Below are 22225 nucleotides of genomic sequence, written 5' to 3' on the forward strand. Positions count from 1 at the left end.
GTTCCTCCCCAGAGTAGACCGCAGCCGCCGCGTCCGCCCGGCCGGAGGCCCCGGAACGGCGGCGTCCACGGCGTATGGTGGTCATCATCACCCGCTCGACGGCGCGGGCCGCAGTGCCCGCCACCATCAAGGAGGACCGGACACTATGCAGGCTGGGTCGACGCCGACCTCGACGGACAGCGCCCTGCTGGCGGAGCTCGCCCTCTCGAGGGGCGACCTGGTGCAGGAGTGGGGGTACGACGACGACGTCGACGTCACCTTCCGCGACGCGCTCGAGGACGCGCTCGGCGAGGAGCTGCTGACCGAGGAGGATCAGGAGCCGGCGGACGCCGTCCTCTTCTGGTGGCGCGCGGACGACGGCGACGTCATGGATCTCGCGGACGCCCTCGTGGACGCCCAGCGCTCCCTCGATGCCGGCCCCGTCTGGATCATGACCCCCCGTAAGGGGCGCCCCGGCCACGTCAGCCCGGCGGACGTCGCCGAGGCCGCCTCCACCGCAGGCCTGCACGCCACCACCGGGGCCGGCGCCTCCGAGGACTGGGCCGCTCAGAAGCTCGTCCAGAAGCGCGGTGGCTGAGCCCCCGTCCGGCGGGACTCGGGGCGCCGACGTCGTCCCCGCGCTGCGCGACGACCACGGCCAGAGGTGGCCGTGGCCGCCGACGCGCGGGCCCCAGGACGCGGCCGCGCCGCGGGGCACCTGGCTCGTCTTCCTGCCCGGGGCGTTCACGCCGGTGTGCACGGGCGAGCTCGGCTGGCTCGGGGCGCTCGCCGAGGACGTGGCGGTCGACGATGTGGCTGTCCGCGTGGTCTCGTGTGACGCCGCCCCCGTGCTGCGCCGCGTCCGCGAGGAGCTGGCACTGCCGGAGCCGCTCACCCTGCTCTCCGATTTCTGGCCCCACGGCGCGGCCTGCCGTGCCCTCGACGTCTTCGACGCGGAGACCGGGCGGCCCCGCCGCGTCTCCGTGCTGCTCGACGCGGACGGGGTCGAGGTCGCGCGCGTGGTCGCCGCCCCGGGACAGGCACGCACCCGGAGCGAGCACGAGGCGGCGACGCGCGACCTGCTCGCTCACCGGTAGCCTGGACGGACACCGGCACCCGTAGCTCAGTCGGTCAGAGCATCTCGTTTACACCGAGAGGGTCGGGGGTTCGAGTCCCTCCGGGTGCACCGATCGCGGGGCCATGACACGGCGTGACGCCGCGGCTCCGTCATGCCGACCGCCCGTCAGGCGCCTATGAGAGCATGCTCACCATCATGGGCTCCTCGTCAGCGTCCTCGCGCGCCTCCGCTCCGCCCTCGCGGTGGGCCGAGGTGCGCTCCGGCGTCGCCGTGACGCTGGGCGCCGGCCTCGGCCTGTTCCCTCTGGGCATGGCCTTCGGGATGCTCGTGGTCCAGGCCGGGCTGCCCGCGTGGGTCGCACCCCTGTTCTCCGTGGTCGTGTTCGCCGGGTCCGTCGAGCTGCTGCTCGTCCCGCTGGTGGTGGCGGGCACGCCGCTGCTCACGATCGCCGTGACGGTGTTCCTGGTGAACTTCCGCCACGTGTTCTATGCGTTCAGCTTCCCGCTGCGCGTGGTCCGGGGGCGCCTCGCGCGGATCTACTCGATGGGTGCCCTGATCGACGAGGCCTACGCCATCGCCGCCGCCCGGCCCCGCGGCTGGACCGGCCCCCGACTGGTGGCCATGCAGGTCGCTTTGCAGGCGTACTGGGTGCTCGGGGGCCTCGCCGGGGTGGCCGTGGCCTGGCTGCTGCCCGGGCCGGTGGAGGGCCTGGAGTTCGCGCTCGTCGCCCTCTTCATCGTGCTCGCCATGGACGCCGCCCGCACACGCGCCCAGCTGCCCCTCGTGCTGGCGGCCGCGGTCGCCGTCGGGGTGGCCCTGCTGCTGGCACCGGCACAGGTGCTCGTCGTCGCGTTCGCCCTCTACGCCGCGGTACTGATCGCGTTCCACGTGCTCGCCGCACGCGGGACCGCCCTGCCGCTGCCCGAGCCCGTGCCCGTCACCGGACCGGTGCCCGTCGTCGCCGCGGTGGGGGAGCGGGCCGTCACGGATGCCGAGCCCGACGCCGAGGAGGATCCCCGATGACCGGCGCCGCCTACCTGGTGGCCGCGGCCGTCGTCGCGGGCCTCGTGACCTTCTGCCTGCGGGCGCTGCCGTTCGCCCTGCTGCAGCCGCTGCGGGAGTCCGTGCTCGCCGCGCGGCTGGCGGTGTGGATGCCCGCCGGCGTGCTGACCATCCTGGCCCTGGTGATGCTGCTCGACGCCGCGGCGCTGGCCCCCGGAGAGCCCGTGGACGGGACGCGGGTGGCCCACGCGCTGATCGCGGCGGCGGTGACGGTCGTCGTGCATCTGCTGGCCGGGCGGCGGACCCTGGTCTCGATCGCCTCCGGCACGCTGGCCTACGTGCTGTTGGTCAACCTGGCCTGAGCGGCGGCGGGGCGGGTTCGCCCAGGCGTTCGGCCCACGCGCGGGTCGCCGCGGCGAGGCGCCGGCCGTAGGCGGTGACGCCGGCGTCGAGCGTGCCGGCGTTGTAGAGCGTCCCCGCCCGGGCGATCCCCTCCGCGGAGAGGTCGCCGCCCAGGTGCCCGCGCAGGACCTCCAATCCGAAGGCCAGGTTGTCCTCCGGCTCCCACAGACGAAACCCGCGCTCCGCCGCCTGTGCGAAGTACGGCGGCCACGTGATCTGCGCGGGCCCCACCCCGTTCGACGTCTCACCCTGCGCCACCCGGGCCACGAGCTCCTCGTAGCGCTCCCGGGTCACGGGGACGTCCGTCCCGCGCGGGGCACTGTGCACGCCGCCGGCGTCGTGCCCGAAGACGTTCCGGCCACCGGACTCGAGCTCGGCCAGGGCCGCCGCCACCGCGAGGGGAACGTCCGCCCGGCGTGCGGCGGCCACGATCGCCGCGGCGTTGTCGAGGTGTCGGCCGAGCGTCGCCGGCGGGTCGGAGGAGCGGTCGCGGGCGGAGCGGCGGGTGAGGAGGTCGCGGAGCAGGCCCATCGGCCCACCCTCCCGCATCCCGGGTTGAGTTGTCGCGGGTGACGGGCCCGCGCACCCGCGACAACTCAACCCGGGATGCGGGGCAGGGGCCGGGCGGCGGCGCGTCGTCGGCGTCCGGGGCGCACTAGGGTGGAGCGCATGTCCGCGACCCCCCTCGGCTTCTGGAAGCTGCCCGCACGTCCCGACGGCGCCGCCCGTCACCTCGCCGTCATCACCGGGGGCGAGGCGCAGCAGACCATGCTCTTCCTCCAGGACGGGCAGTGGTCCATCCTCGCCCTCTTCCAGGACGAGCTGGCCGGCAAGGCCGCCGCCCGCACCCTGGACGCGCTCCTGCAGTCCGTCACCTGTCTGCGCATGGGCGGCCGTGACGTCCTCGACGGCGCCGACACCCCGCGGCCCGGTGTCGAGTGGGCCGGCTACGACCGCGAGTTCGAGGAGGCCGACGTGGCCGAGCAGCGCGACGTCGAGCCGCGCGGCCGGATCTGGATCCTCCCGGCCACGGACGGCGCCTCCGTCGGCCTCAAGCTTCCCGGGCACCGCCGGTACGACGACGCCGTCGCCCAGTTCGCCGACGTCGACGCGGCGCGTGCCGCCGTCGCGGCGATCGACGAGCTCCTGGGTGTCGGCCCGCGCGGCTGAGTCGGCCGGTCCTCGCCGACCCGGGGCCGCGACCGTTCGCCTCCCAGGGTTCACCTGCTGTTCACGCGGCTGCGCTGCCGGGCCCGGCTTCCTCGTCCGCCGCCCGCCCATAATGGTGGACAGAGCACAGGCCGCGGCCCGCCGCCGTCGTACCGAGGAGGGGGACGGACGGGCACGGTGACGCACCCAGTGAAGGAGACGGTCCATGGAGCTGCTGCAGCCCGACGCCCCCCGCGAGAACCTCCGCGAGTTCATCGACAAGCTGCGCGACGGCGGCTACACCGTCTCGGACGGCCACACCAACGATCCCGACCTGATCGATCCGCAGGGCCGTGCCGTGGAGACGTGGAGGGAGGACTACCCGTACGAGACGCGCATGACGCGCGAGGAGTACGAGCTGGAGAAGTACCGCCTGCAGATCGAACTGCTCAAGCTGCAGTACTGGGGCGAGGACACCGGCCAGCGCCACATCATCGTCTTCGAGGGCCGCGACGCCGCCGGCAAGGGCGGCACCATCAAGCGCTTCACCGAGCACCTGAACCCCCGCACCGCCCGCGTCGTGGCCCTCAACAAGCCCTCGGACCGCGAGCTCGGCCAGTGGTACTTCCAGCGCTACATCCAGCACTTCCCCACGGCGGGCGAGATCGTGCTGTTCGACCGCTCGTGGTACAACCGCGCCGGCGTCGAGCGCGTGATGGGCTTCGCCACGGACGAGCAGTACCGCCGCTTCATGAACCAGGTGCCGCTGTTCGAGAAGATGCTCGTGGACGACGGCATCCACCTCACCAAGTTCTGGTTCTCCGTGACACAGACCGAGCAGCGCACGCGCTTCGCGATCCGCCAGATCGACCCGGTCCGCCAGTGGAAGCTCTCGCCCATGGACCTCGAGTCCCTGGACCGTTGGGAGGCGTACACGGAGGCCAAGGAGGCCATGTTCCTCCACACGGACACGGACCACGCCCCGTGGATCTCCATCCGCTCCAACGACAAGAAGCGGGCCCGCCTCAACGCGATGCGCTACTTCCTGTCCCAGTTCGAGTACGAGGGCAAGGACCACGAGGTCGTCGGCACCCCGGACCCGCTGATCGTGCGCCGCGGCCGCGACGCCGTGGGGGACTGACCGCGGTCGACGTAGGCTGGGGGGCGGGTCCGTGTCCGGCACGGCCCGTCCCACCGTCCGAGCCACAGGAGGCCACCCGCGATGACCGAGCAGACCACCACCGTCCCCGTCGGCGCCGCCGACATCGGCGTCACGGGCCTGGCGGTGATGGGCGCGAACCTCGCCCGCAACTTCGCCCGCCACGGCTACACGGTGGCCCTGCACAACCGCAGCCGGGCCCGCACGGACCAGCTCGTGGCCGAGCACGGTGACGAGGGTGCGTTCGTGGCGACGGAGACGCTCGCCGAGCTCGTGCAGTCCCTCGCCGTGCCGCGCCGGGTGCTCATCATGGTCAAGGCGGGCGCCCCCGTGGACGCCGTCATCGACCAGCTCGTCCCCCTGCTGGACGAGGGCGACATCGTCATCGACGCCGGCAACTCCCATTACGAGGACACCCGCCGCCGCGAGGCGGCCCTCGCCGAGAAGGGCCTGCACTTCGTGGGCGTCGGTGTCTCCGGCGGCGAGGAGGGTGCCCTGCACGGTCCGGCGATCATGCCCGGCGGTCCGGAGAAGTCCTACGAGGCCCTCGGCCCGATGCTCGAGAAGATCTCCGCGCAGTTCGAGGGGGAGCCGTGCTGCGCCTGGGTCGGCACGGACGGCGCCGGCCACTACGTGAAGATGGTCCACAACGGCATCGAGTACGCGGACATGCAGGTCATCGGCGAGGCCTACGACCTGCTGCGCCGCGTGGGCGGCCTCGAGCCCGCCGAGCAGGCCGAGGTGTTCACGGCGTGGAACCAGACCGACCTGGCCTCCTACCTCATCGAGATCACGGCCGAGGTGCTCGCCCAGGTGGACGCGGCCACGGGCCGCCCGCTCGTGGACGTGATCGTGGACGAGGCCGGGCAGAAGGGCACCGGCCGCTGGACCGCGATCTCGGGTCTCGACGTCGGCTCCCCGGTGGCCGCGATCGCCGAGTCCGTCTTCGCCCGCTCGCTGTCCTCTCAGCGCGCGGTGCGCCAGGTCGCCCGTGAGACCCTCGCGGCCGGCGTCGACGAGGAGGCGCAGCGCGCCCCGCAGGACACGGACACGTTCGTGGAGGACGTGCGCCAGGCGCTGTTCGCCTCCAAGCTCGTGGCCTACGCGCAGGGCATGGACATGCTCGCCGCCGCCGCCGAGGAGTACGGCTGGTCGCTGGACCTGGGCACCATCGCCTCGCTGTGGCGGGACGGCTGCATCATCCGCGCCGACCTGCTCGACGTGATCATGCAGGCCTTCGGCGGCCGCGACACCTCCCGCCACCCGGCGCCGGGCACCCGCGCCCCCGGCCAGCCGCTCAACCTGCTCTTCGCCCCCGAGTTCGCCCAGGCGATCGCCGAGGCCCTGCCGGCCTGGCGCCGCGTCGTCGGCACCGCCGTCGCCGCGGGCGTGCCGGTCCCGGTGTTCTCCTCGGCCCTGGCGTACTACGACGGCCTGCGGGCCGACCGCCTGCCGGCCGCCCTCGTGCAGGGCCAGCGCGACTACTTCGGCGCCCACACCTACCTGCGCGTGGACCGCGAGGGCTCGTTCCACACGCTGTGGTCCGGCGACCGCACCGAGGTCGACGGCGAGGGCGTGCCCGTGGTCATGCCGCAGCCGACCGAGGGCGACCCCACGCAGGACTGACCCGGCGGGACGGCCGATTCGGCGCCGATGCCGATCCCGCGCCCCGCCGCCCGGGCCTCCGGGTGGTGGGGCTGTGTCGTGGGGCGATGAGACCCCAGACAAGAGTGATGAATCTCACAGGCGTGGTAGCCTCCCGGCATGACCTCGCCCCTCACCTCCTCGTTGTCGCGTCGCTCCGCCCTGAGCGTGCTCGCCTCCGCCACGGGCCTGCCGCTCGTCGTCGCACCCGCCGCTTCCGCGGCCGGTTCCCTGCCCACCCCGTCCGACACCCCGCCGATGGGTGCGATCCGGAACATGGCGGACATGATCCGCGAACTCCACAAGCTTGAGCGCACGACGCGCGGCGAGGTCCGGGTGACCACGCTGGCCGAGATCGGCACCGCCGAGTCGCGCTCCGAGCAGGGACGCGAACTGTACGTCGCCGTCGTGGGCCACGGCCCGCGCCATGTGTGGCTGCAGGGTCGGATCCACGGCAACGAGCCCTACGGCCTCGACGCCACGCTGGATGTCCTGGCGACCCTCGGCGGCAACGGCTCAGCCACCTACCGTCGGATGCGTGAGGAGTTCACGGTCCACGTGATCCCGATGTACAATCCGGACGGCTCCGAGGCGAACAGCCGGACGACCACGCTCTGGGACCGCACCGCCGACTCCCCGCTGCTCGACGAGCGCGGGCGTCCGCGCACCGTGGACCTGAACCGCGACTGGGGCGTGGGGCGGTTCGAGGCCCGCGAGTCCCGCGCCTGGTACGAGTACTGGACGATGGTCAAGCCCGAGTTCGCGCTGGACATCCACCACCAGGGGCTCAAGCAGGACTGGGAGACCGGCAAGGACGTCACGCTCTCGCTCGGCGTCTCGCTCGCCCCCGGCGGCCCCACCCTGCCGAACGTCCGCGGGGGCGAGTACGACCGCCTGGCCCGCCAGATGGCCGGCCACGTCTGGCTCGCCACGCGGCACCGCGGACACATCGCCACCGACCGCTACGACGTCGGCGAGAACACGGTGATCGACATCCGCGGCGGCGTCGTCTCGGCCATGATGCTGGGCCTGGACTGGAACGGCCTGAACCCCACCGGGCACTCGAACGTGGCAATCTTCTTCGAGACCTCCGGGAACACGCGGGACGGCAGCATCGGCCAGAAGGCGCGGGGCAAGCTCGTCCAGCAGAACATCCTGGCCGTCACCGCCGCCCTGGACGGCATGGCCACGGGCGCGGTCCGCGCCACGGACCCCGAGGTCTGGGAGCAGATCCCGCACACGCCGGTGCAGTACTACTTCACAGACTACGCAGGCATCATCCCCGCCTGAGCGGCCCGCACGTCTGCTCCGGCGGCGACCCGGCGGGACCCGGCCCTCAGATCCAGAGGGCCGGGTCCACGTACTCCGCGGGGTCCACGAGCGGCTTGCCCTCGGCCGGGCCCTTGCGCGGGCGGACGGTGGCCGGCACGCCGGTGGCGATCGCGTCGGCGGGGGTGTCCTTCACGACGACGGCGTTGGCGCCCACCGCCGTTCCCTCCCCGATCTCGACGGGTCCGAGGATCTTGGCGCCGGCCCCCACCACGACGCCGTCGCGCAGCGTGGGGTGCCGCTTCACCTTGGCCAGGGAGCGGCCGCCGAGGGTGACCCCGTGGTACAGCATCACGTCGTCGCCGATCTCCGCGGTCTCGCCGATCACGACGCCCATGCCGTGGTCGATGAAGAACCGACGACCGATCGACGCGCCGGGGTGGATCTCGATGCCCGTGGCCGCGCGCGTGACCTGCGAGAGCACGCGGGCGGGCATCTTCAACCGGTCGTGCCGCCACATCCGGTGCGCGACGCGGTGCGCCCACACGGCGTGCAGACCCGAGTAGACGAGGGCCACCTCGAGGTCACCGCGCGCCGCCGGGTCATGGGTGCGGACGGTCGCGATGTCTTCCTTGATGCGGGAGAACAGTCCCACGGGCGGCCCCTTCGGGTCGGTGCGGTCGGTGAGCGGGCGGCGGTCAGCCGCGGATGTCCTCGAAGAGGGCGGTGGAGATGTAGCGCTCGCCGAAGTCACACACGATGGCGACGATCAGCTTGCCCTCGGACTCGGGCTTGGCGGCCTCCTTGAGGGCGGCCGAGATGATCGCGCCGGTGGAGATGCCGCCGAGGATGCCCTCCTCGGTCCCGAGCCGACGGGCGGTCTCGATGGACTCCTCGAAGGTGGCCGGGTAGACCTCGTCGTAGAGGTCGGTGTCCAGGATCTCCGGCACGAAGTTCGCGCCGATGCCCTGGATCTTGTGCGGGCCGGCCTGGCCGCCGGAGAGGATGGGGGAGTCGGCCGGCTCGACGGCGATGAGCTTCACGTCCGGCTTCTGCTCGCGCAGGTACCGGCCCGCGCCCGTGATGGTGCCGCCGGTGCCGACGCCGGCGATGAACACGTCCACGGCACCCTCGGACGCGTCCCAGATCTCCGGGCCGGTGCCCCTGTAGTGGGCCTGGACGTTGGCCTGGTTCGCGAACTGCTGGGCCCAGATGGAGTTCGGGGTGCTGCGGACGATCTCCTGGGCGCGCTCGAGGGCGCCGCGCATGCCGTCTGCGCCGGGGGTCAGCACGATCTCGGCGCCGAATGCCTTGAGCATCACGCGGCGCTCGGTGGACATGGTCTCAGGCATGGTCAGGATCACGCGGTAGCCGCGCGCCGCGCCGACCATGGCCAGGGCGATGCCGGTGTTGCCGGAGGTGCCCTCCACGATGGTGCCGCCGGGGCTCAGCTCGCCGGCCGCCTCCGCGGCGTCGACGATGGCGGTGCCGATGCGGTCCTTCACCGAGTTGGCCGGGTTGTAGAACTCGACCTTCACGGCGACGTCGCCGGGCAGGTCCTTCGCGAGGCGGTTCAGCCGGACCAGGGGCGTGCCGCCGACCGCCTGGGTGATGTCGTCGAGGATGCGGGCCATGGTGATACCTCCGGGGGTGGTGCGCGTCGGGGCGCGGGCGATCGAGTGGGTGTTCCTGCGTCAGGCTATCGAGCCGCGGCGCCGCTCAGGCGTCCACGAGCCACGCGGAGTAGTTCCGGCGCACCTTCGCGAGCTTCGGATCGATGACCACACGGCAGTATCCGTTGGAACGGCGCCGCGCATAGAAGTCCTGGTGAATATCCTCGGCCGGGTGCCACGCGGACGCCGGCTCGACGCGTGTGACGATAGGGCTGTCATAGTTCGCCTGTGCCCGGGCGATCTCGTCCGCGAAGAACCGGGCCTCGGCCTCGTCGTGGGCGAAGACGGCCGAGCGGTACTGCGTGCCGACGTCGGCCCCCTGGCGGTTCAACGACGTGGGGTCGTGGCCGGTGAAGAACAGGTCCATGATCACCTCGGGCGGCACGACGGCGGCGTCGAAGCGTACACGGACCGCCTCGGCGTGGCCGGTGGTCCCGGTGCACACGGACTCGTAGCTCGGGGCGGGGTCGTCGCCTCCGGTGTAGCCGGACTCGACGGCGAGCACGCCCCGCACGCGACGGTAGACGGCGTCGAGGCACCAGAAGCAGCCGCCCGCGAGCGTCAGCTCGCGGATGTCGGCAGGCGCGCCGGAGGCGCCGAGGGGCTCGGTACGGGGGGAGTCGGTCATGGCAGGCACAGCAACGCGGCCCGCGCTTTTCATTCCCGACGACGCCGCCCCGTTCCGTCACCCAGGGCCGCCGGGTCGTGCGTGCCCGGGCCGGGTGGGCCATCATGGCCGGTATGACCGTGTCCCGTTCCGCTGTCCCCGCCTCGCCGGAGCACGCCCTGCACCCGCCGACGCTCGGGCACGTCCTCGAGGTCGTCCAGGGGCTGTGGCCGCGGGAACTGGCGGAGCCGTGGGACGCCGTCGGGCCGGTGGCCGGGCGCCCGGAGGCGCCGGTGCGGACCGTCCTGTGGGCGCTGGACCCCGTGCAGGCCGTGGCCGACGAGGCCGTCGCCCGCGGGGCCGACCTCGTGGTCACCCACCACCCGCTCCTGCTGCGCGGGACCTCGTCCGTCGCCGCCGTCGGGCATGCCGCCGCCAAGGGACGCCTGCTGCACACCCTGATCGAGCACCGCATCGCCCTGCTCGCGGCGCACACCAACGCCGACGCCGTCGTGGGCGGCGTCTCGGACGTGCTGGCCCGTGCCGTCGGCGTCACCGGAGCGCTCTCGCCCCTGACGACCTCCGCCGCCGGCACCGGGGCCGAAGGCATCGGCCGGGTGGGCGACCTGCCCGAGGAGACCGACCTGGCCGCCTTCGCCCGCGCCGTGCACGCGGCGCTGCCCGCCACGGCCGGCGGCGTGCGCGTGGCGGGCGACCCCGCCCAGCGCATCCGCCGCGTCGCCGTGTGCGGCGGCGCCGGAGACAGCCTCTTCCACGCGGTCCGCGCGTCCGGCGCGGACGTCTACGTGACCGCCGATCTGCGCCACCACCCGGCCTCGGAGGCCCGGGAGACGGCGGTGTCGGGGGATGGACGTCCCGCGCTCGTGGACGTCTCGCACTGGGCGAGCGAGTCCCTGTGGCTCGAGCACGGCGCCCGCGCCCTGGAGGCCGCCCTGGCGGAGCGGGGACTGGGCGTCACAACCCTGTTCTCAGATCACCGCAGCGACCCCTGGGACTTCCTGGTCGGGGGAGAGCGGGCCGACGAGGGGAGTCACGCATGAGTGAGGTCACCGCACCGCCGGCCGTCCAGGCCCGGCTGCTGGAGCTGCAGGAGCTCGACACGGCCCTGGACCAGGCCCGCGCCGCCGTCCGTCGGCTCAAGGCAGACCCGGAGCACGGCCGGCTGCGCGCCCGCGCGCAGGAGCTCGAGGAGGCATTGCCCGGCCTCGAGGATGCCGCCCGCACCGCCGACCGGGCGGGGGCCGAGGCCACCGAGAAGGCCGCCGCCACCCGCGCCCGTCGGGACCGGACCCGGGAGCGGCTCGAAGCGGGCCAGGGCGGGTCCAAGGAGCTGCAGGCCATGCAGCACGAGGACGACACGCTCACCGCACTGCTCGATGACCACGAGGCCGCAGCGCTCGAGGCCATGGAGGCCGCCGACGCCGCCGAGTCCCGGCTCTCGAGGGGCCACGCCGCTCTGGAGCGGGCGCGGGCCGAGGTCGAGGCCCGCGCGGCGGAGGTGCGCCGCGAGGGGCAGGCCGTGACCCAGCGTGGCCGGGACCTCACCCAGCGCCGGGCGGCGTTGGCCGCGGTGTTTCCCGCGTCGTTGCTGGCCCTGTACGAGCAGGCGCGGGAGCGCAACGGCGGCATCGGCGCGGCCCGGCTCGTCGGGAACCGGTCCGCGGCCGCGGGCACGGAGCTGTCGCCCGCGGAGGTCGCGCGCATCCGGGCCCTCCCGCCGGCCGCCGTCGCCCGTTGCCCCGAGTCCGGCGCCATCCTCATCCGGGACTGACCCCGGGCCCCGCCCCCGGCGCGATCAGTAGAGTGGGGGGCCGCGTCGGACGGCGCGACCACGGACACGAGGAGGCGCACGGTGAGCGGACGAGTCCTGCAGGTGGAGGCCGACGGCGGGTCGCGGGGCAACCCCGGCGTCGCCGGCTATGGCGCCCTGGTGCGCGACCCGGCCACGGGCGAGATCCTCCGGACCGACGCCGCCCCGTTGGGGAAGGCGTCGAACAACGTGGCCGAGTACTCCGGGCTCGTGGCCGGGCTGCGGATGGCCCGGGACCTCGACCCGGAGGCGCGGGTGCACGTGCTGATGGACTCCAAGCTCGTGGTGGAGCAGATGTCCGGGCGGTGGAAGATCAAGCACGAGGACATGCGGCGCCTCGCGGCCGAGGCCCGGGCCGTGCTGCCCCCCGAGCGCGTCAGCTACGAGTGGATCCCGCGCAACCGGAACAAGGACGCCGACCGCCTCTCCAACGAGGCCATGGACGCCGGCGCGCGGGGCGGGCAGTGGGACGCCGGCGCCTCCGAGGTGCCCGTTGCGGCCCCCGCGGAGGCGTCCGCGACCTCCGCGTCGGCGGTGGCCGAGTCCGGCCTCGACGCCGATGCGGACGTCCGGGCCGTGGAGGCGGACGGGCCCGACGCCGTCGCGTCGCCGGAGGATGCGACCCCGGCGCCCGCGCCCACGGGTCGGCTGCACCACGTGGAGATCTGGGTCGCGGATCTGGCAGCGGCCGAGGCGAGCCTCGGCTGGCTGTTCGGTGAGCTCGGCTACGTGCCCGGCGAGGGGTGGGCCGAGGGCCGGACGTACCAGGGCGCGGGGGAGTACCTCGTGCTCGAGGCCGGGCCCGACGTCGCCGGGGGCGCCCACGAGCGCACCCGCCCGGGCCTGAACCACGTGGCCTTCCGGGCCGGATCGCGCTCCCGCGTGGACGAGCTCACCGCCGCCGCGCGCGGCCGGGGGTTCCGCCTGCTCTTCGAGGACCGCCACCCGCACGCCGGGGGAGCGGACCACTACGCCGCCTACCTCGAGACCGCGGACGGCTTCGAGGTGGAGCTGGTGGCCGTCGAGGACTGAGGCTGCGTCCGGGCAGACCGCGCCTCCTCTGGGATCACCCCTCGGGCAGGATCACCCGCAGCGCGCCGGGCTTCGCGCCGGACGGCCGGGCCAGCTCGACCTCCCAGCCGGGGCCGTCCCCGGCCCGTGCGACCACGTCCGCCACGCGGTCCAGCGTCGAGGTCTCCCGCGCCCCCGCCTCCAGGAGCGCGCGGGCCACGAGGCCGCGGGTGTGCTTGGCGAAGTGCGAGACGACCGTCCGCTCGCCGTCGCGCAGCTGGAACACGTCGACCGCGAGCGTCCGCTCCGCCGGTGCCCGCCACTGGGCCGCATAGCCGCCGGAGCGGCAGTCGACGACGGGCCCGCCGTCCCGCGCGGCGAGCGCGTCGAGGGCGGGGGTCATCACGGGGCGCCAGTGCGCGGCCAGCCCGGGCAGCCCCGGCAGCTTCGCGCCGACGGGCAGCCGGAAGGCGGGGATCCGGTCCGCCAGCGCGGTGGCGCCGAACAGCGCGGAGAAGACCAGCACGGACGTGCGGGCGCGGCGCTTCGCCGCCGCGGACAGGGAGACGTGGTCGAGAGCATCGAAGAGCACCCCCGTGAACACCCGGTGACCGGGCGCGGCAGGGGCCGAGGCCAGGCGCGTGTTCGCCTCGACCTCGCCGGCGAGCGACGCCCCGACGCCGAGGACCGTCAGGGCATCCGGGGCGGCCGAGACCGCGGCGAGCCGCGTGAGCAGGTCCGCGCGGGCGTCTGTCACCGCGGCGTCATCGGCCAGGGCGAGGGCGTCGAGGTCGAGCGGGGCCCCGGAGCGGGGTGCGGTCTTGCCCTCGGAGGGCGGCAGCAGGATCAGCACCGGGCCAGCCTAGTCAGGCGCCCCGGACCGACGCGCGGACGGGCCGGGCCGACGTCGTCGTCCGGACCTGGCACAGTGGTGGGGTCCGCACAGCCGCCCCGCATCCCAGGAGTCGCCCGATGACCGCCATGAACGTGTTCGGCGTGGTGTACCCGTTCGTCCTGCTCGTGATCGCGGCCGCCGTGTGGCTCGGGATCCGCTCCAGCGGGCGGGAGCGCACGCACGCCTCCGCTCTGGAGCAGCGCCTGCGGGAGCGCACCTTCACGGGGCAGGACCGCGTGACGCTCGAATGGCCACGGGACCGGCGACGCCCGAGCCTGGCGAAGGTCGTCTCGATCGGCGAGTCGTACGGGTACCGCCTGCTGGACAAGCGGGAGCGCGAGCACGTGGTGGAGCTCGAGTTCGAGCGGATCCTCGACGACGAGGGGTTCTGACCCCAGCCGGGGCCGTGAGGCGGGACGGACCGGCTGTAAGCCGGGTTCTGTGCCTCGCGCGCGTTGCCCCGCGCGAGGTGACGGCCATCCATCTGGGCCCGCCATCGCTGGCGGGCTCGAGCGGCCAACCCGGACGCTGGGGCGAGCCGCCCTCGTGACGCGTCCTGTTCGGCCTTGCACCGGATGGGGTTTACCGAGCCGGCCCCGTCACCGGGGCCGCTGGTGGTCTCTTACACCACCCTTTCACCCTTACCGCCGCGCCAGCGGCGCGGAGGCGGTCTTCTCTCTGTGGCACTGGCCCGCGGGTCGCCCCGGGTGGATGTTGTCCACCATCCTGCTCTGCGGTGCCCGGACTTTCCTCGCACCCCCGCAGGGGCACGCGGCCGTCCGCCGATCCGTCCCGACCGACCAGTCTACGCCCCGCCGAGACCGCGGGGCCGCTCCGGACGTGTCCTCACCTAGAATGGAGGCGCCCGCCGACAACGAGGTCGGGGGATGGGGCCTGCCCAGGACGGCCCCGCCAGGTTTCAAGGAAGGACTCCCGTGGCAGACACCGCCTCGACCCAGACCCCCGAGTGGAACACGCAGCAGAAGCTCGCGGAGAAGATGGTCCCCCTGCTGGGCACCCTGTACCGCGAGCACAACGTGGTCACCTCGATCTACGGGCGCTCCCTCGTGAACCGCGGCGTGATCGACATCATCAAGGCCCACCGTTACGCCCGCCGCGTGCAGGAGGCCCCGCTGAGCGTCGAGTCCACCTACCCCCTGGTCGAGGCCATGGCTGCGATGGACCTGGGCGCCGCCACCATCGACCTGGCCGAGCTGGCCGCCAAGCACAAGGCCTCGGGCCAGGACGTCCAGGCCTTCCTGGACGCCGAGCTCGCCGAGGTCAAGGGCAAGGCCGGTGAGGGCCTGGGCGAGACCCAGGACGTCGTGCTCTACGGCTTCGGTCGCATCGGCCGCCTGCTGGCCCGCATCCTCCTCGACCACGCCGGCGGTGGCTCCAAGCTGCGCCTGCGTGCCGTCGTCGTGCGCAAGAACTCGGAGGACGACCTGATCAAGCGCGCCTCCCTGCTGCGCCGCGACTCGATCCACGGCCCGTTCGACGGGACGATCGTGGTGGACGAGGACCGCGACGTGATCACCGCCAACGGCACCGAGATCCAGGTCATCTACTCGAACGACCCGACCACGGTGGACTACACCTCCTACGGCATCAAGGACGCGCTGGTCGTCGACAACACCGGACGCTGGCGCGACGACGAGGGCCTGTCCCAGCACCTGCAGGCCAAGGGCGCCGCGAAGGTCCTGCTGACCGCCCCGGGCAAGGGCGAGATGAAGAACATCGTGTTCGGCGTGAACTCGGACGACATCACGCCCCAGGACACGATCGTCTCGGCAGCCTCCTGCACCACCAACGGCATCACCCCGGTGCTCAAGGTCATCCAGGACGACTACGGCATCGACCACGGCCACGTGGAGACCGTGCACGCCTACACCAATGACCAGAACCTCGTGGACAACTTCCACAAGGGCGCCCGTCGTGGCCGTGCTGCCGGCATGAACATGGTCCTCACCGAGACCGGCGCCGCCAAGGCCGTGGCCAAGGCCCTGCCCGAGCTCAAGGGCAAGCTCTCCGGCAACGCCATCCGCGTCCCCACCCCGGACGTGTCCATGGCCATCCTCAACCTCGAGCTGACCACGCCCACCTCGGTGGAGGAGCTCAACGCCCGCCTGAAGCAGGAGTCCCTCACCGGCCCCCTGCGCGGCCAGGTCGGCTACGTGGACTCCCCGGAGGTCGTGTCCACCGACTTCGTCGGCTCGGACCGCGCCGGCGTGGTGGACGGCCTGGCGACCCTCGTGAACAACGACGGCAAGAACGCGATCCTCTACGTCTGGTACGACAACGAGTACGGCTACTCGCACCAGGTGATCCGCGTGGTGGAGAAGATGGCGGGCCAGCAGGTCCCCGCCTTCCCGCAGGCCTGACCCGCCGATGACCGACGGCCCGTCCCCGCGGAGGGGACGGGCCGTCGTCGTGTGCCGACCGGGTCGGACGTCGGGCCGAGGCTCAGGCCTCGTCGTCCCCGTGCTCGCCGTCAGGGCCGTGTTCGTGGTCGTCGGCGTCGTGGCCGAAGGGGTCCTCGTCCGTGCCGGGCAGCCACGTCACACCGGGCACGTTCAGTCGCTCGGCCCGCTGCGCGCGCTTCCAGCGCCGCTGCCACTTGCCCTCGAGCCGGTTGACGTAGAGGGTGCCGTTGAGGTGGTCGTACTCGTGCTGCATGATGCGCGCGAACCAGCCCTCGGCCTCGAACTCGAACATCTCGCCGTCCACGCGCTGGCCGGACAGGCGCACGCGGGTCGGGCGCTGCAGGGGGAAGCCGAGCCCGGGCACCGAGAGGCAGCCCTCGGTGTGCTCGTCCGGGTGCGGCTCCTCCCGCGGCGCCTTGTCCAGGTGGGTCAGCACGGGGTTGATCACGTGGCCCACGTTCGGCGCGTCGCCGGAGTCCGGGAACGTCCACGTGAAGATCCGCAGCCCGACCCCGACCTGCGGGGCGGCCAGGCCCACGCCGTGCGCGGCGTCCTGCGTGACGTACATGTCCTCGATCAGCTCGCGGATCTCGTCGTCGATCACCTCCACCTCGGCCGCGCGCCTGTGCAGCACGGGCTCGCCGTAGACGGTGATGGGACGGATGGAGGCCATGGCACTGCGCTTCCCGGCCCGGGCTGCGGGCCTGCGTGGGTAGGAGGACGGGGGAGCCCCTAGCCTACCGCCGGGGACACCACGACGACGGCGCTCAGCCCAGGTCCACGACCTCGAACTCGAGCAGGTCGGCGCCCGTGGCCACGGGGGCCGGGCGGCCGCCCTGCTCGGCGGCGTGCGCGGCGGGCATGCGCCCGTCCCGCCAACGCTGGAAGTCCTCCTCCGACGCCCACGTCGTGACCACGAAGTAGCGGTCCTCGCCCGCAGTGGGCCGGAGCAGCTGGAACCCCTCGAAACCCGGCTCCTGGTCCACCGCGTGCTTGCGGGCGGCGAACCGCTTCTCGAGTTCCGGGCCGGCGCCCTCGGGGACGCTGATGGCGTTGATCTTCACGACGGACATGGGCTGGCCTCCTCGTCGGTGTGGGTGCGGCGCCGGGTCGACGCCCTCACCGGCCGACTCTACGCCCGGCAGCGGAGCAGGAGTCCGTCGAACGGCTGATGCCCGGCGGTGTCGTCCCTGCGACGCTGAGCCGTGGACTCGGCCGCCGGGGACCCAGGGCGGCCCTGCTCGGAGGAGGCCCGGATGGACAGAGGCGAGGATCGTCGTCGACAGCGGCCGGACTGCCGTCGTGCACACCCTGCACGCGCACGCCGACGCGACTGGATCGGCCTCGCCGTCCTCTCGATCGGCCTGACCGCGATGGCCGCGGGCGCGTTCCTCTCGGGACAGCGGCCCGTCACCTGGCGGCCCGGTCCGGCGCCCCGGGCACCGTGCTGATCGGACTGGGTCGGGAGGTGGCCGGGGTCGGGCTCGGCCTGGCCTCGGCGCAGCTGACGGGCACCGTCTGCCAGGACATCCCCGTGGAGATCTCGGGTCAGGGCTCCGCGACGCAGAGCACGGTCCGACAGATCGGCTCAGCGCTGGGCACCGCGTTCGCCGGGGCCACCCTGTCCATGGCCCTCGCCGCCACGCTGCCCGCGGCCCTGGACGACGCCGGTCTCACCGGCTCGGCGGCCGGCTCGCTCGCCGCGGCCACGCGGGACTCGGCTGGCACCACGATCCCGCAGCTGCGGGCGCAGGGGGAGCGCGGCCCGCTCGGGGAGCACACGAAGAAGCCCCCGGAACCAGTAAGGATTCCGGGGGCTTCGGGTGGGGTGAGCGACGGGGATTGAACCCGCGACCTTCTGGACCACAACCAGACGCTCTGCCGACTGAGCTACGCCCACCATGTCTGCTTCACACGGACGGATCCGCGCGGCGCAGCGGGGTCCACAGTACACGAGATCCAGCGCAGCGCCGAATCGGGGCAGCGGGGCCGGGGGCGCCGGCTCAGGCCTGCGCCCCGGACACCACCTCCGCGATGGCGCGGGCCTCCTCCGTGGTGGGGCCGGGGGCGGGGGCCATGACGGCGGCCCGGTAGTAGCGCAGCTCGGTGATGGAATCCTTGATGTCCCCGAGGGCGCGGTGGCCCCCGGTCTTGGCGGGGGCCTGGTAGTAGGCGCGCGGGTACCAGCGCCGGGCCAGCTCCTTCACGGTGGACACGTCCACGATCCGGTAGTGCAGATGGTCGACGACGGCGGGCATGTAGCGGGCGAGGAACAGCTTGTCCTGGCCCACCGTGTTGCCGGCCAGCAGGCCCTTGCCGGCGGGCACGCGGGCGGCGATGTACTGGAGGACGCGCGCGGCGGCGTCGTCGAGCTCGAGGCCCTCCGCCAGCTCCGGCAGCAGGCCGGAGGTGGTGTGCATGTCCCGGACGAACGGGTCCATCTGCTCGAGGGCCGCCGCGGAGGGACGGATCACCAGGTCGATGCCCTCGTCCAGGATGTTCAGCTCGGCGTCCGTGATGAGCACCGCCACCTCGACGAGCTCGTCGACCTGGGGGTGCAGGCCGGTCATCTCGCAGTCGATCCAGACCAGGGGGGCGCTCTCCGGCGCGGGGGTGCTCGTCTCGCTCATGCCCCCAGGCTACTCGCGTGTCACGATGGTAGATTCGAGCGAGCCGCGCCCTCGCGCGCCCTCGCAGGACCGCACGGAAGGACCCGTCGCATGAGCGTGTCGACCCCGCGTCCGTCCGGGTCCACGGCCCACCGGCCGGAGTACGTCGGCGTCGGCGGCCTCCGCGTGGACCCCCAGGTCGCCGGCGCGGACTGGTGGCCCATCCTGGTGGGGACCCTCGGCTCCCTCCTCCTGGTGGTGGGCTCGTACTCCGTCGGCTGGCTGGCCTCGGCCTCCCCGATCAACCGCTGGCAGTGGCTGATCCCGTGGCGCACCCAGGAGACCGGCGTGCTCGCCGGCACGGTGCTCCTCACCCTCGGCTGCTGGGTGATGTTCTGGGCCTGGCTGCGGCTGGGCCAGACGATCCGCCCCTTCGGCCGCGGCGCCCTGCGCACGGTCAACCTCGCGACGGTCCTGTGGTGCCTGCCCCAGGTCGTGGCCCTGCCGATCTTCAGCCGGGACATCTTCGCCTACGTGGGGCAGGGTCGTCTCATGGTGGCGGGGCAGGACCCCTACGTGGACACGATCTCCTCGCTGTCCAACTGGTTCCAGCTCGGAGCGGACGCGACCTGGGCGGACTCCGAGACCCCGTACGGTCCGATCTTCCTGTGGATCGAGCAGGCCGTCGTCGCGATCTCGGGGGACATGAACCCGGACCTGGCGATCTTCCTGTTCCGCCTGGTGGCGGTGGCCGGCGTCGCGCTGATCATGGTCTTCGTGCCGCTGCTGGCCCGCCGGCTGGGCGTCAACGGTGCGTGGGCGCAGTGGATCAGCGCCGCCAACCCGCTCTTCACCATCAGCTTCGTCGCGTCCGGGCACAACGACGCCCTCATGGTCGGCCTCGCCTTGGCCGGCACGTGGTGCGCGCTGCGCGCCGGGCATCCGCTCCGCCCCCAGCGGCCCGGGCAGTCCGTCGCGTGGGCGGTGGCCGGCGTCGTGCTGGTCACCCTGTCCCTGGGCATCAAGCCCATCACCCTCGTGCTGCTCCCGTTCATCGGCCTGCTGTGGGCCGGCCCGACGGCCCGATGGCCGCGCCGGTTCGCCTTCTGGGCCCTCACCGCCGGGATCTCCTTCGGCCTCATGGCCCTGGTGGGCGTGCTCAACGGCTTCGGCTTCGGCTGGGTGCCCGTCATGGTCGGCACGGGCACGGGCACCGTGCCGTGGGGGCCGATCGGCATGCTGTCCCTGATCACGGTGGGGGCGAGCGAGCTCCTCGGACAGGGGGCGGACGTGCAGGCCGTCGAGGGCGTGTACAAGACCGCCGGACGCGTGCTCTCGGTGCTCATCGTGCTGGCCCTGATGTTCCTCGGCCGCCAGGACCGCGTGATGACGCGCATGACCTGGGCGTTCACCGCGCTGGTGATCCTCTCGCCCATCATCCAGCCCTGGTACCTGCTGTGGCTGCTGCCGTTCTTCGCCGTGATCGGCATCCGGGACAACTGGCAGATCAAGTGGGTCGTGTTCACGGTCGGCTACTTCCTGGCGTTCGGCGCGTCGGACCAGCTCTTCACCTGGCAGTTCCTGGACATCGCGGACCAGGCCAAGGCCGTGTCCCTGATCGTCTCCGCCGTGTGTCTGCTGTGGATCCTCGTCGTGGACCGCCGCACCAGCCGGTTCGTGAAGGACCACTGGCACGTTCGACCCGCCGTGCGCGCCGGCCTGGCCCGGCTCCGTGGCGCCCCTCGACCCGTGGAGCCGGGGGAGTGAGGCCCGCCGCCCCCGCGACGACCGACGCCCGACGGCCCCGTCCGAGCCGCGTGGCGGCGCAGCCCGAGCCGGAGGCGGCCGTCCGCCGGGGCACGTGGGCGTCCGTGCTCATCACGGCGGGCTCCTGGGGTGTGGGGTGGCTGCCGATGACGCCCGACTCGGTGTTCTCCGGCACCACCCTGCTCAACCCGCTGCGGGTCTACCTGCCCGGCGTGCTGCTCAGCACCGTGCTGCTGGCCGCCGGCTCGCTGCTCCTCGTCCGATCCTGGCTCGAGCTGGGCCGCGCGCTGCGGGGCCGCTGGGAGGAGCACGGCCGGCTGGTGGCCCACGCCGCCTGGTGGTGGTCCGCTCCGCTGATGCTCGCGCTGCCGATCTTCTCCCGCGATGTGTTCTCCTACCTCCAGCAGGGCCGGCTCCTCGCGTCGGGTCTCGACCCGTACTCCCAGGGCGTGTCCGCCCTGCCCGGCTGGTTCATGCAGGGGGCGGACTCCATCTGGGCCGAGTCCCCGTCCCCCTACGGGCCGCTGTTCCTGCTGTTCGCCGAGACGACGTGGCGGGCCACGGGCGGCACCATCGAACTGTCCGTCACGGCGTTCCGCCTCCTCGCCCTGGCGGGCCTGGCACTGTGCCTGTGGGCGGTGCCGCGGCTGGCCGCCGTCGCGGGCCGCTGCGGGCCGTGGGCCACGTGGGTGGCCGTGGCGAACCCGTTGTTCCTGCTCTACATGATCGCCGGCGCGCACAACGACGCGCTGATGTCGGGGCTGATGCTCGCGGGCATCCTGCTCATGGTCCGCCCGCCCCGCCGCCGCGTGCATGCGCTGTGGGGGATCGTGCTGATCGCCCTGTCCGTCGCGATCAAGCCCCTGACAGCCCTCGTGCTGCCCTTCGTGGCCCTGCTCCTGCCCACCGGCTGGGCCCGGTTCCGCGCGGCCGATCCGCGCCTGCGCCGGCGGGACCGGCTCGGCCCGTGGTTCACGACGGCGGTGATCTCCCTGGCCGTCCTCACGATCCTCGGCGCCGGCTCCGGCCTCTGGTTCGGCTGGGTGCCGGCCATGCTCACGAGCGGGGACGCGGCGTTCCCGTATGCCCCCGTGGGCCTGCTCGGCCTGCTGCTCGGCGCGGTCGTCGAGGCCGTGACGCCCCTGGGGGCGCGCGACGTGGCCGCGGCCTTCTACACCGTGATGACGGTGGCGGCCCTCGGCTTCACGGCGTGGCTGGCCCTGCGCCGCCGCCCCCTGGACCCGGTGTTCAGCGCGGCGGCCGTGCTCGTGGTGGCCGTCGCCACCGCCCCGATCATCCAGCCGTGGTACCTGCTCTGGGTCCTGCCGCTGCTGGCGTGCGCCCTCCGCCCGCTGCCGTGGGGCGCCGACCATCCCCGCTGGCTCGGGTGGGTCACCGCGCTCGCGGTGCTGCTGCTCACCGGCGTCGGCGTGGTGGACCAGCTCTCCGTGGCACAGTGGCTGCCGGTCCTGGCCGTCCGCGTGTTCACCCTCGTCCTGATGCTCGCGGGGATCGGATGGATCATCCACCGCGATCCCGTCACCGCGCCCCTGTTCCCCGGGCGGCGGCGTCCTCCCCTGGAGGTGGTCGAGCCGCGGGCCGAGGCGGCGTCGTCGACGCCTCCGGAGGCGGGCGTGTCGCCGGACGCACCGCCCGACGGGCCGCCGTCGACCGCCGCGCACCCCGCCTCCTCGTCCACCCGCATCCCCCAGGAGAGACCGTGACCT

At 73.4% G+C, this 22225-nt stretch carries 23 protein-coding genes, 2 tRNA genes, 1 other RNA gene and 1 pseudogene; 17 read left to right on the forward strand and 10 right to left on the reverse strand.

What is annotated here, in order from left to right:
• Window positions 1-145: 145 nt before the first annotated feature.
• The 5 genes from J1M44_RS07600 to J1M44_RS07620 all read left to right on the forward strand — a co-directional run bounded on the left by J1M44_RS07600 (window position 146) and on the right by J1M44_RS07620 (window position 2421).
• Window positions 146-577 (forward strand): DUF3052 domain-containing protein, encoded by a 432-nt coding sequence (locus J1M44_RS07600; RefSeq protein WP_073115545.1) that lies wholly within the window; start codon window positions 146-148, stop codon window positions 575-577.
• Window positions 570-1076, forward strand: coding sequence for a redoxin domain-containing protein (locus J1M44_RS07605; protein WP_144824312.1), 507 nt, complete (start codon window positions 570-572; stop codon window positions 1074-1076). Before J1M44_RS07600 ends, J1M44_RS07605 begins: the two co-directional genes overlap by 8 nt.
• A gap of 15 nt (window positions 1077-1091) precedes the next feature.
• Window positions 1092-1165 (forward strand) — tRNA-Val (locus J1M44_RS07610).
• 75 nt (window positions 1166-1240) lie between these two features.
• Complete coding sequence (locus J1M44_RS07615) at window positions 1241-2080, forward strand: AzlC family ABC transporter permease (RefSeq protein ID WP_036312790.1); 840 nt, start codon at window positions 1241-1243, stop codon at window positions 2078-2080.
• Window positions 2077-2421, forward strand: coding sequence for an AzlD domain-containing protein (locus J1M44_RS07620; protein WP_061867838.1), 345 nt, complete (start codon window positions 2077-2079; stop codon window positions 2419-2421). The genes J1M44_RS07615 and J1M44_RS07620 overlap by 4 nt, the downstream gene beginning before the upstream one ends.
• Here J1M44_RS07620 and J1M44_RS07625 read toward each other — a convergent pair.
• The gene (locus tag J1M44_RS07625) at window positions 2408-2992 is read right to left on the reverse strand and encodes a hypothetical protein (RefSeq protein WP_144824313.1); all 585 of its coding nucleotides are present in this window, start codon (window positions 2990-2992) and stop codon (window positions 2408-2410) included. The genes J1M44_RS07620 and J1M44_RS07625 overlap by 14 nt on opposite strands.
• A gap of 138 nt (window positions 2993-3130) precedes the next feature.
• On the opposite strand from J1M44_RS07625, the gene J1M44_RS07630 reads away from it, so the two are divergent.
• From J1M44_RS07630 to J1M44_RS07645, 4 genes are all read left to right on the forward strand, one after another.
• Window positions 3131-3631 carry a hypothetical protein gene (locus J1M44_RS07630; protein WP_041103632.1) on the forward strand — a complete coding sequence of 167 codons (501 nt, stop codon included), beginning with the start codon at window positions 3131-3133 and terminating at the stop codon, window positions 3629-3631.
• A gap of 205 nt (window positions 3632-3836) precedes the next feature.
• Window positions 3837-4751 (forward strand): polyphosphate kinase 2, encoded by a 915-nt coding sequence (ppk2, locus tag J1M44_RS07635; RefSeq protein WP_010078895.1) that lies wholly within the window; start codon window positions 3837-3839, stop codon window positions 4749-4751.
• Between the two features lie 81 nt (window positions 4752-4832).
• Entirely contained in the window at window positions 4833-6395 is a 1563-nt protein-coding gene (gene gndA / locus J1M44_RS07640) for an NADP-dependent phosphogluconate dehydrogenase (protein WP_127435314.1), read from the forward strand.
• Between the two features lie 138 nt (window positions 6396-6533).
• On the forward strand, window positions 6534-7703 hold the full coding sequence (locus tag J1M44_RS07645) for a M14 family zinc carboxypeptidase (RefSeq protein WP_144824314.1): 1170 nt from the start codon (window positions 6534-6536) through the stop codon (window positions 7701-7703).
• A 46-nt stretch (window positions 7704-7749) separates the two neighbouring features.
• On the opposite strand, the gene epsC is transcribed toward J1M44_RS07645, so the two are convergent.
• The 3 genes from epsC to msrA all read right to left on the reverse strand — a co-directional run bounded on the left by epsC (window position 7750) and on the right by msrA (window position 9983).
• Window positions 7750-8337, reverse strand: a complete 588-nt coding sequence (gene epsC / locus J1M44_RS07650; RefSeq protein WP_002856840.1) for a serine O-acetyltransferase EpsC — start codon at window positions 8335-8337, stop codon at window positions 7750-7752.
• A gap of 43 nt (window positions 8338-8380) precedes the next feature.
• A complete protein-coding gene (cysK, locus tag J1M44_RS07655; protein ID WP_144824315.1) occupies window positions 8381-9316 on the reverse strand; it encodes a cysteine synthase A in 936 nt (311 codons plus the stop codon).
• Window positions 9317-9401: 85 nt separating this feature from the next.
• On the reverse strand, window positions 9402-9983 hold the full coding sequence (gene msrA / locus J1M44_RS07660; RefSeq protein ID WP_002856836.1) for a peptide-methionine (S)-S-oxide reductase MsrA: 582 nt from the start codon (window positions 9981-9983) through the stop codon (window positions 9402-9404).
• Between the two features lie 113 nt (window positions 9984-10096).
• Here msrA and J1M44_RS07665 point away from each other — a divergent pair, with 113 nt between their 5' ends.
• The 3 genes from J1M44_RS07665 (at window position 10097) to J1M44_RS07675 (ending at window position 12825) form a co-directional block, all read left to right on the forward strand.
• Window positions 10097-11023 carry a Nif3-like dinuclear metal center hexameric protein gene (locus J1M44_RS07665; protein WP_144824316.1) on the forward strand — a complete coding sequence of 309 codons (927 nt, stop codon included), beginning with the start codon at window positions 10097-10099 and terminating at the stop codon, window positions 11021-11023.
• The gene (locus J1M44_RS07670) at window positions 11020-11754 is read left to right on the forward strand and encodes a zinc ribbon domain-containing protein (protein WP_144824317.1); all 735 of its coding nucleotides are present in this window, start codon (window positions 11020-11022) and stop codon (window positions 11752-11754) included. The genes J1M44_RS07665 and J1M44_RS07670 overlap by 4 nt, the downstream gene beginning before the upstream one ends.
• 81 nt (window positions 11755-11835) lie before the next feature.
• Window positions 11836-12825 (forward strand): reverse transcriptase-like protein, encoded by a 990-nt coding sequence (locus tag J1M44_RS07675; protein ID WP_049159235.1) that lies wholly within the window; start codon window positions 11836-11838, stop codon window positions 12823-12825.
• Between the two features lie 34 nt (window positions 12826-12859).
• On the opposite strand, the gene J1M44_RS07680 is transcribed toward J1M44_RS07675, so the two are convergent.
• Window positions 12860-13657, reverse strand: a complete 798-nt coding sequence (locus J1M44_RS07680; protein ID WP_049159237.1) for a YaaA family protein — start codon at window positions 13655-13657, stop codon at window positions 12860-12862.
• 119 nt (window positions 13658-13776) lie between these two features.
• Here J1M44_RS07680 and J1M44_RS07685 point away from each other — a divergent pair, with 119 nt between their 5' ends.
• Window positions 13777-14091, forward strand: a complete 315-nt coding sequence (locus tag J1M44_RS07685; RefSeq protein ID WP_036312752.1) for a hypothetical protein — start codon at window positions 13777-13779, stop codon at window positions 14089-14091.
• Window positions 14092-14111: 20 nt separating this feature from the next.
• Here J1M44_RS07685 and rnpB read toward each other — a convergent pair.
• An RNA gene (gene rnpB, locus J1M44_RS07690) (RNase P RNA component class A) lies at window positions 14112-14490 on the reverse strand.
• A gap of 144 nt (window positions 14491-14634) precedes the next feature.
• Between rnpB and J1M44_RS07695 the strand changes: the two genes are divergently transcribed.
• Window positions 14635-16080, forward strand: coding sequence for a glyceraldehyde-3-phosphate dehydrogenase (locus tag J1M44_RS07695; protein ID WP_010078885.1), 1446 nt, complete (start codon window positions 14635-14637; stop codon window positions 16078-16080).
• A gap of 82 nt (window positions 16081-16162) precedes the next feature.
• Here the strand turns inward: J1M44_RS07695 and def are convergent, their stop codons facing one another.
• Both def and J1M44_RS07705 read right to left on the reverse strand, forming a co-directional pair.
• Window positions 16163-16795: a peptide deformylase gene (gene def, locus J1M44_RS07700; RefSeq protein ID WP_036340198.1), complete on the reverse strand. Its 633-nt coding sequence runs from the start codon at window positions 16793-16795 to the stop codon at window positions 16163-16165.
• A 94-nt stretch (window positions 16796-16889) separates the two neighbouring features.
• The gene (locus J1M44_RS07705) at window positions 16890-17195 is read right to left on the reverse strand and encodes an antibiotic biosynthesis monooxygenase family protein (protein ID WP_010078879.1); all 306 of its coding nucleotides are present in this window, start codon (window positions 17193-17195) and stop codon (window positions 16890-16892) included.
• Window positions 17196-17459: 264 nt separating this feature from the next.
• Here J1M44_RS07705 and J1M44_RS07710 point away from each other — a divergent pair.
• A pseudogene (locus tag J1M44_RS07710) lies at window positions 17460-17905 on the forward strand (MFS transporter); the annotation flags it as partial.
• 41 nt (window positions 17906-17946) lie between these two features.
• Here the strand turns inward: J1M44_RS07710 and J1M44_RS07715 are convergent.
• Window positions 17947-18022: transfer RNA gene (locus J1M44_RS07715), tRNA-His, on the reverse strand.
• A 103-nt stretch (window positions 18023-18125) separates the two neighbouring features.
• Window positions 18126-18752 (reverse strand): oligoribonuclease, encoded by a 627-nt coding sequence (orn, locus tag J1M44_RS07720; protein ID WP_098093002.1) that lies wholly within the window; start codon window positions 18750-18752, stop codon window positions 18126-18128.
• Between the two features lie 90 nt (window positions 18753-18842).
• On the opposite strand from orn, the gene mptB (J1M44_RS07725) reads away from it, so the two are divergent.
• Together mptB (J1M44_RS07725) and mptB (J1M44_RS07730) are read left to right on the forward strand one after the other, a co-directional pair.
• Window positions 18843-20498, forward strand: a complete 1656-nt coding sequence (gene mptB / locus J1M44_RS07725; RefSeq protein ID WP_144824318.1) for a polyprenol phosphomannose-dependent alpha 1,6 mannosyltransferase MptB — start codon at window positions 18843-18845, stop codon at window positions 20496-20498.
• A gap of 50 nt (window positions 20499-20548) precedes the next feature.
• Window positions 20549-22222 carry a polyprenol phosphomannose-dependent alpha 1,6 mannosyltransferase MptB gene (gene mptB / locus J1M44_RS07730; RefSeq protein WP_260840779.1) on the forward strand — a complete coding sequence of 558 codons (1674 nt, stop codon included), beginning with the start codon at window positions 20549-20551 and terminating at the stop codon, window positions 22220-22222.
• Window positions 22223-22225: the final 3 nt, after the last annotated feature.

Origin of the sequence: Micrococcus sp. KRD128 (assembly GCF_017168395.1) — a bacterium.
Taxonomy (GTDB): Bacteria; Actinomycetota; Actinomycetes; order Actinomycetales; family Micrococcaceae; genus Micrococcus; species Micrococcus luteus.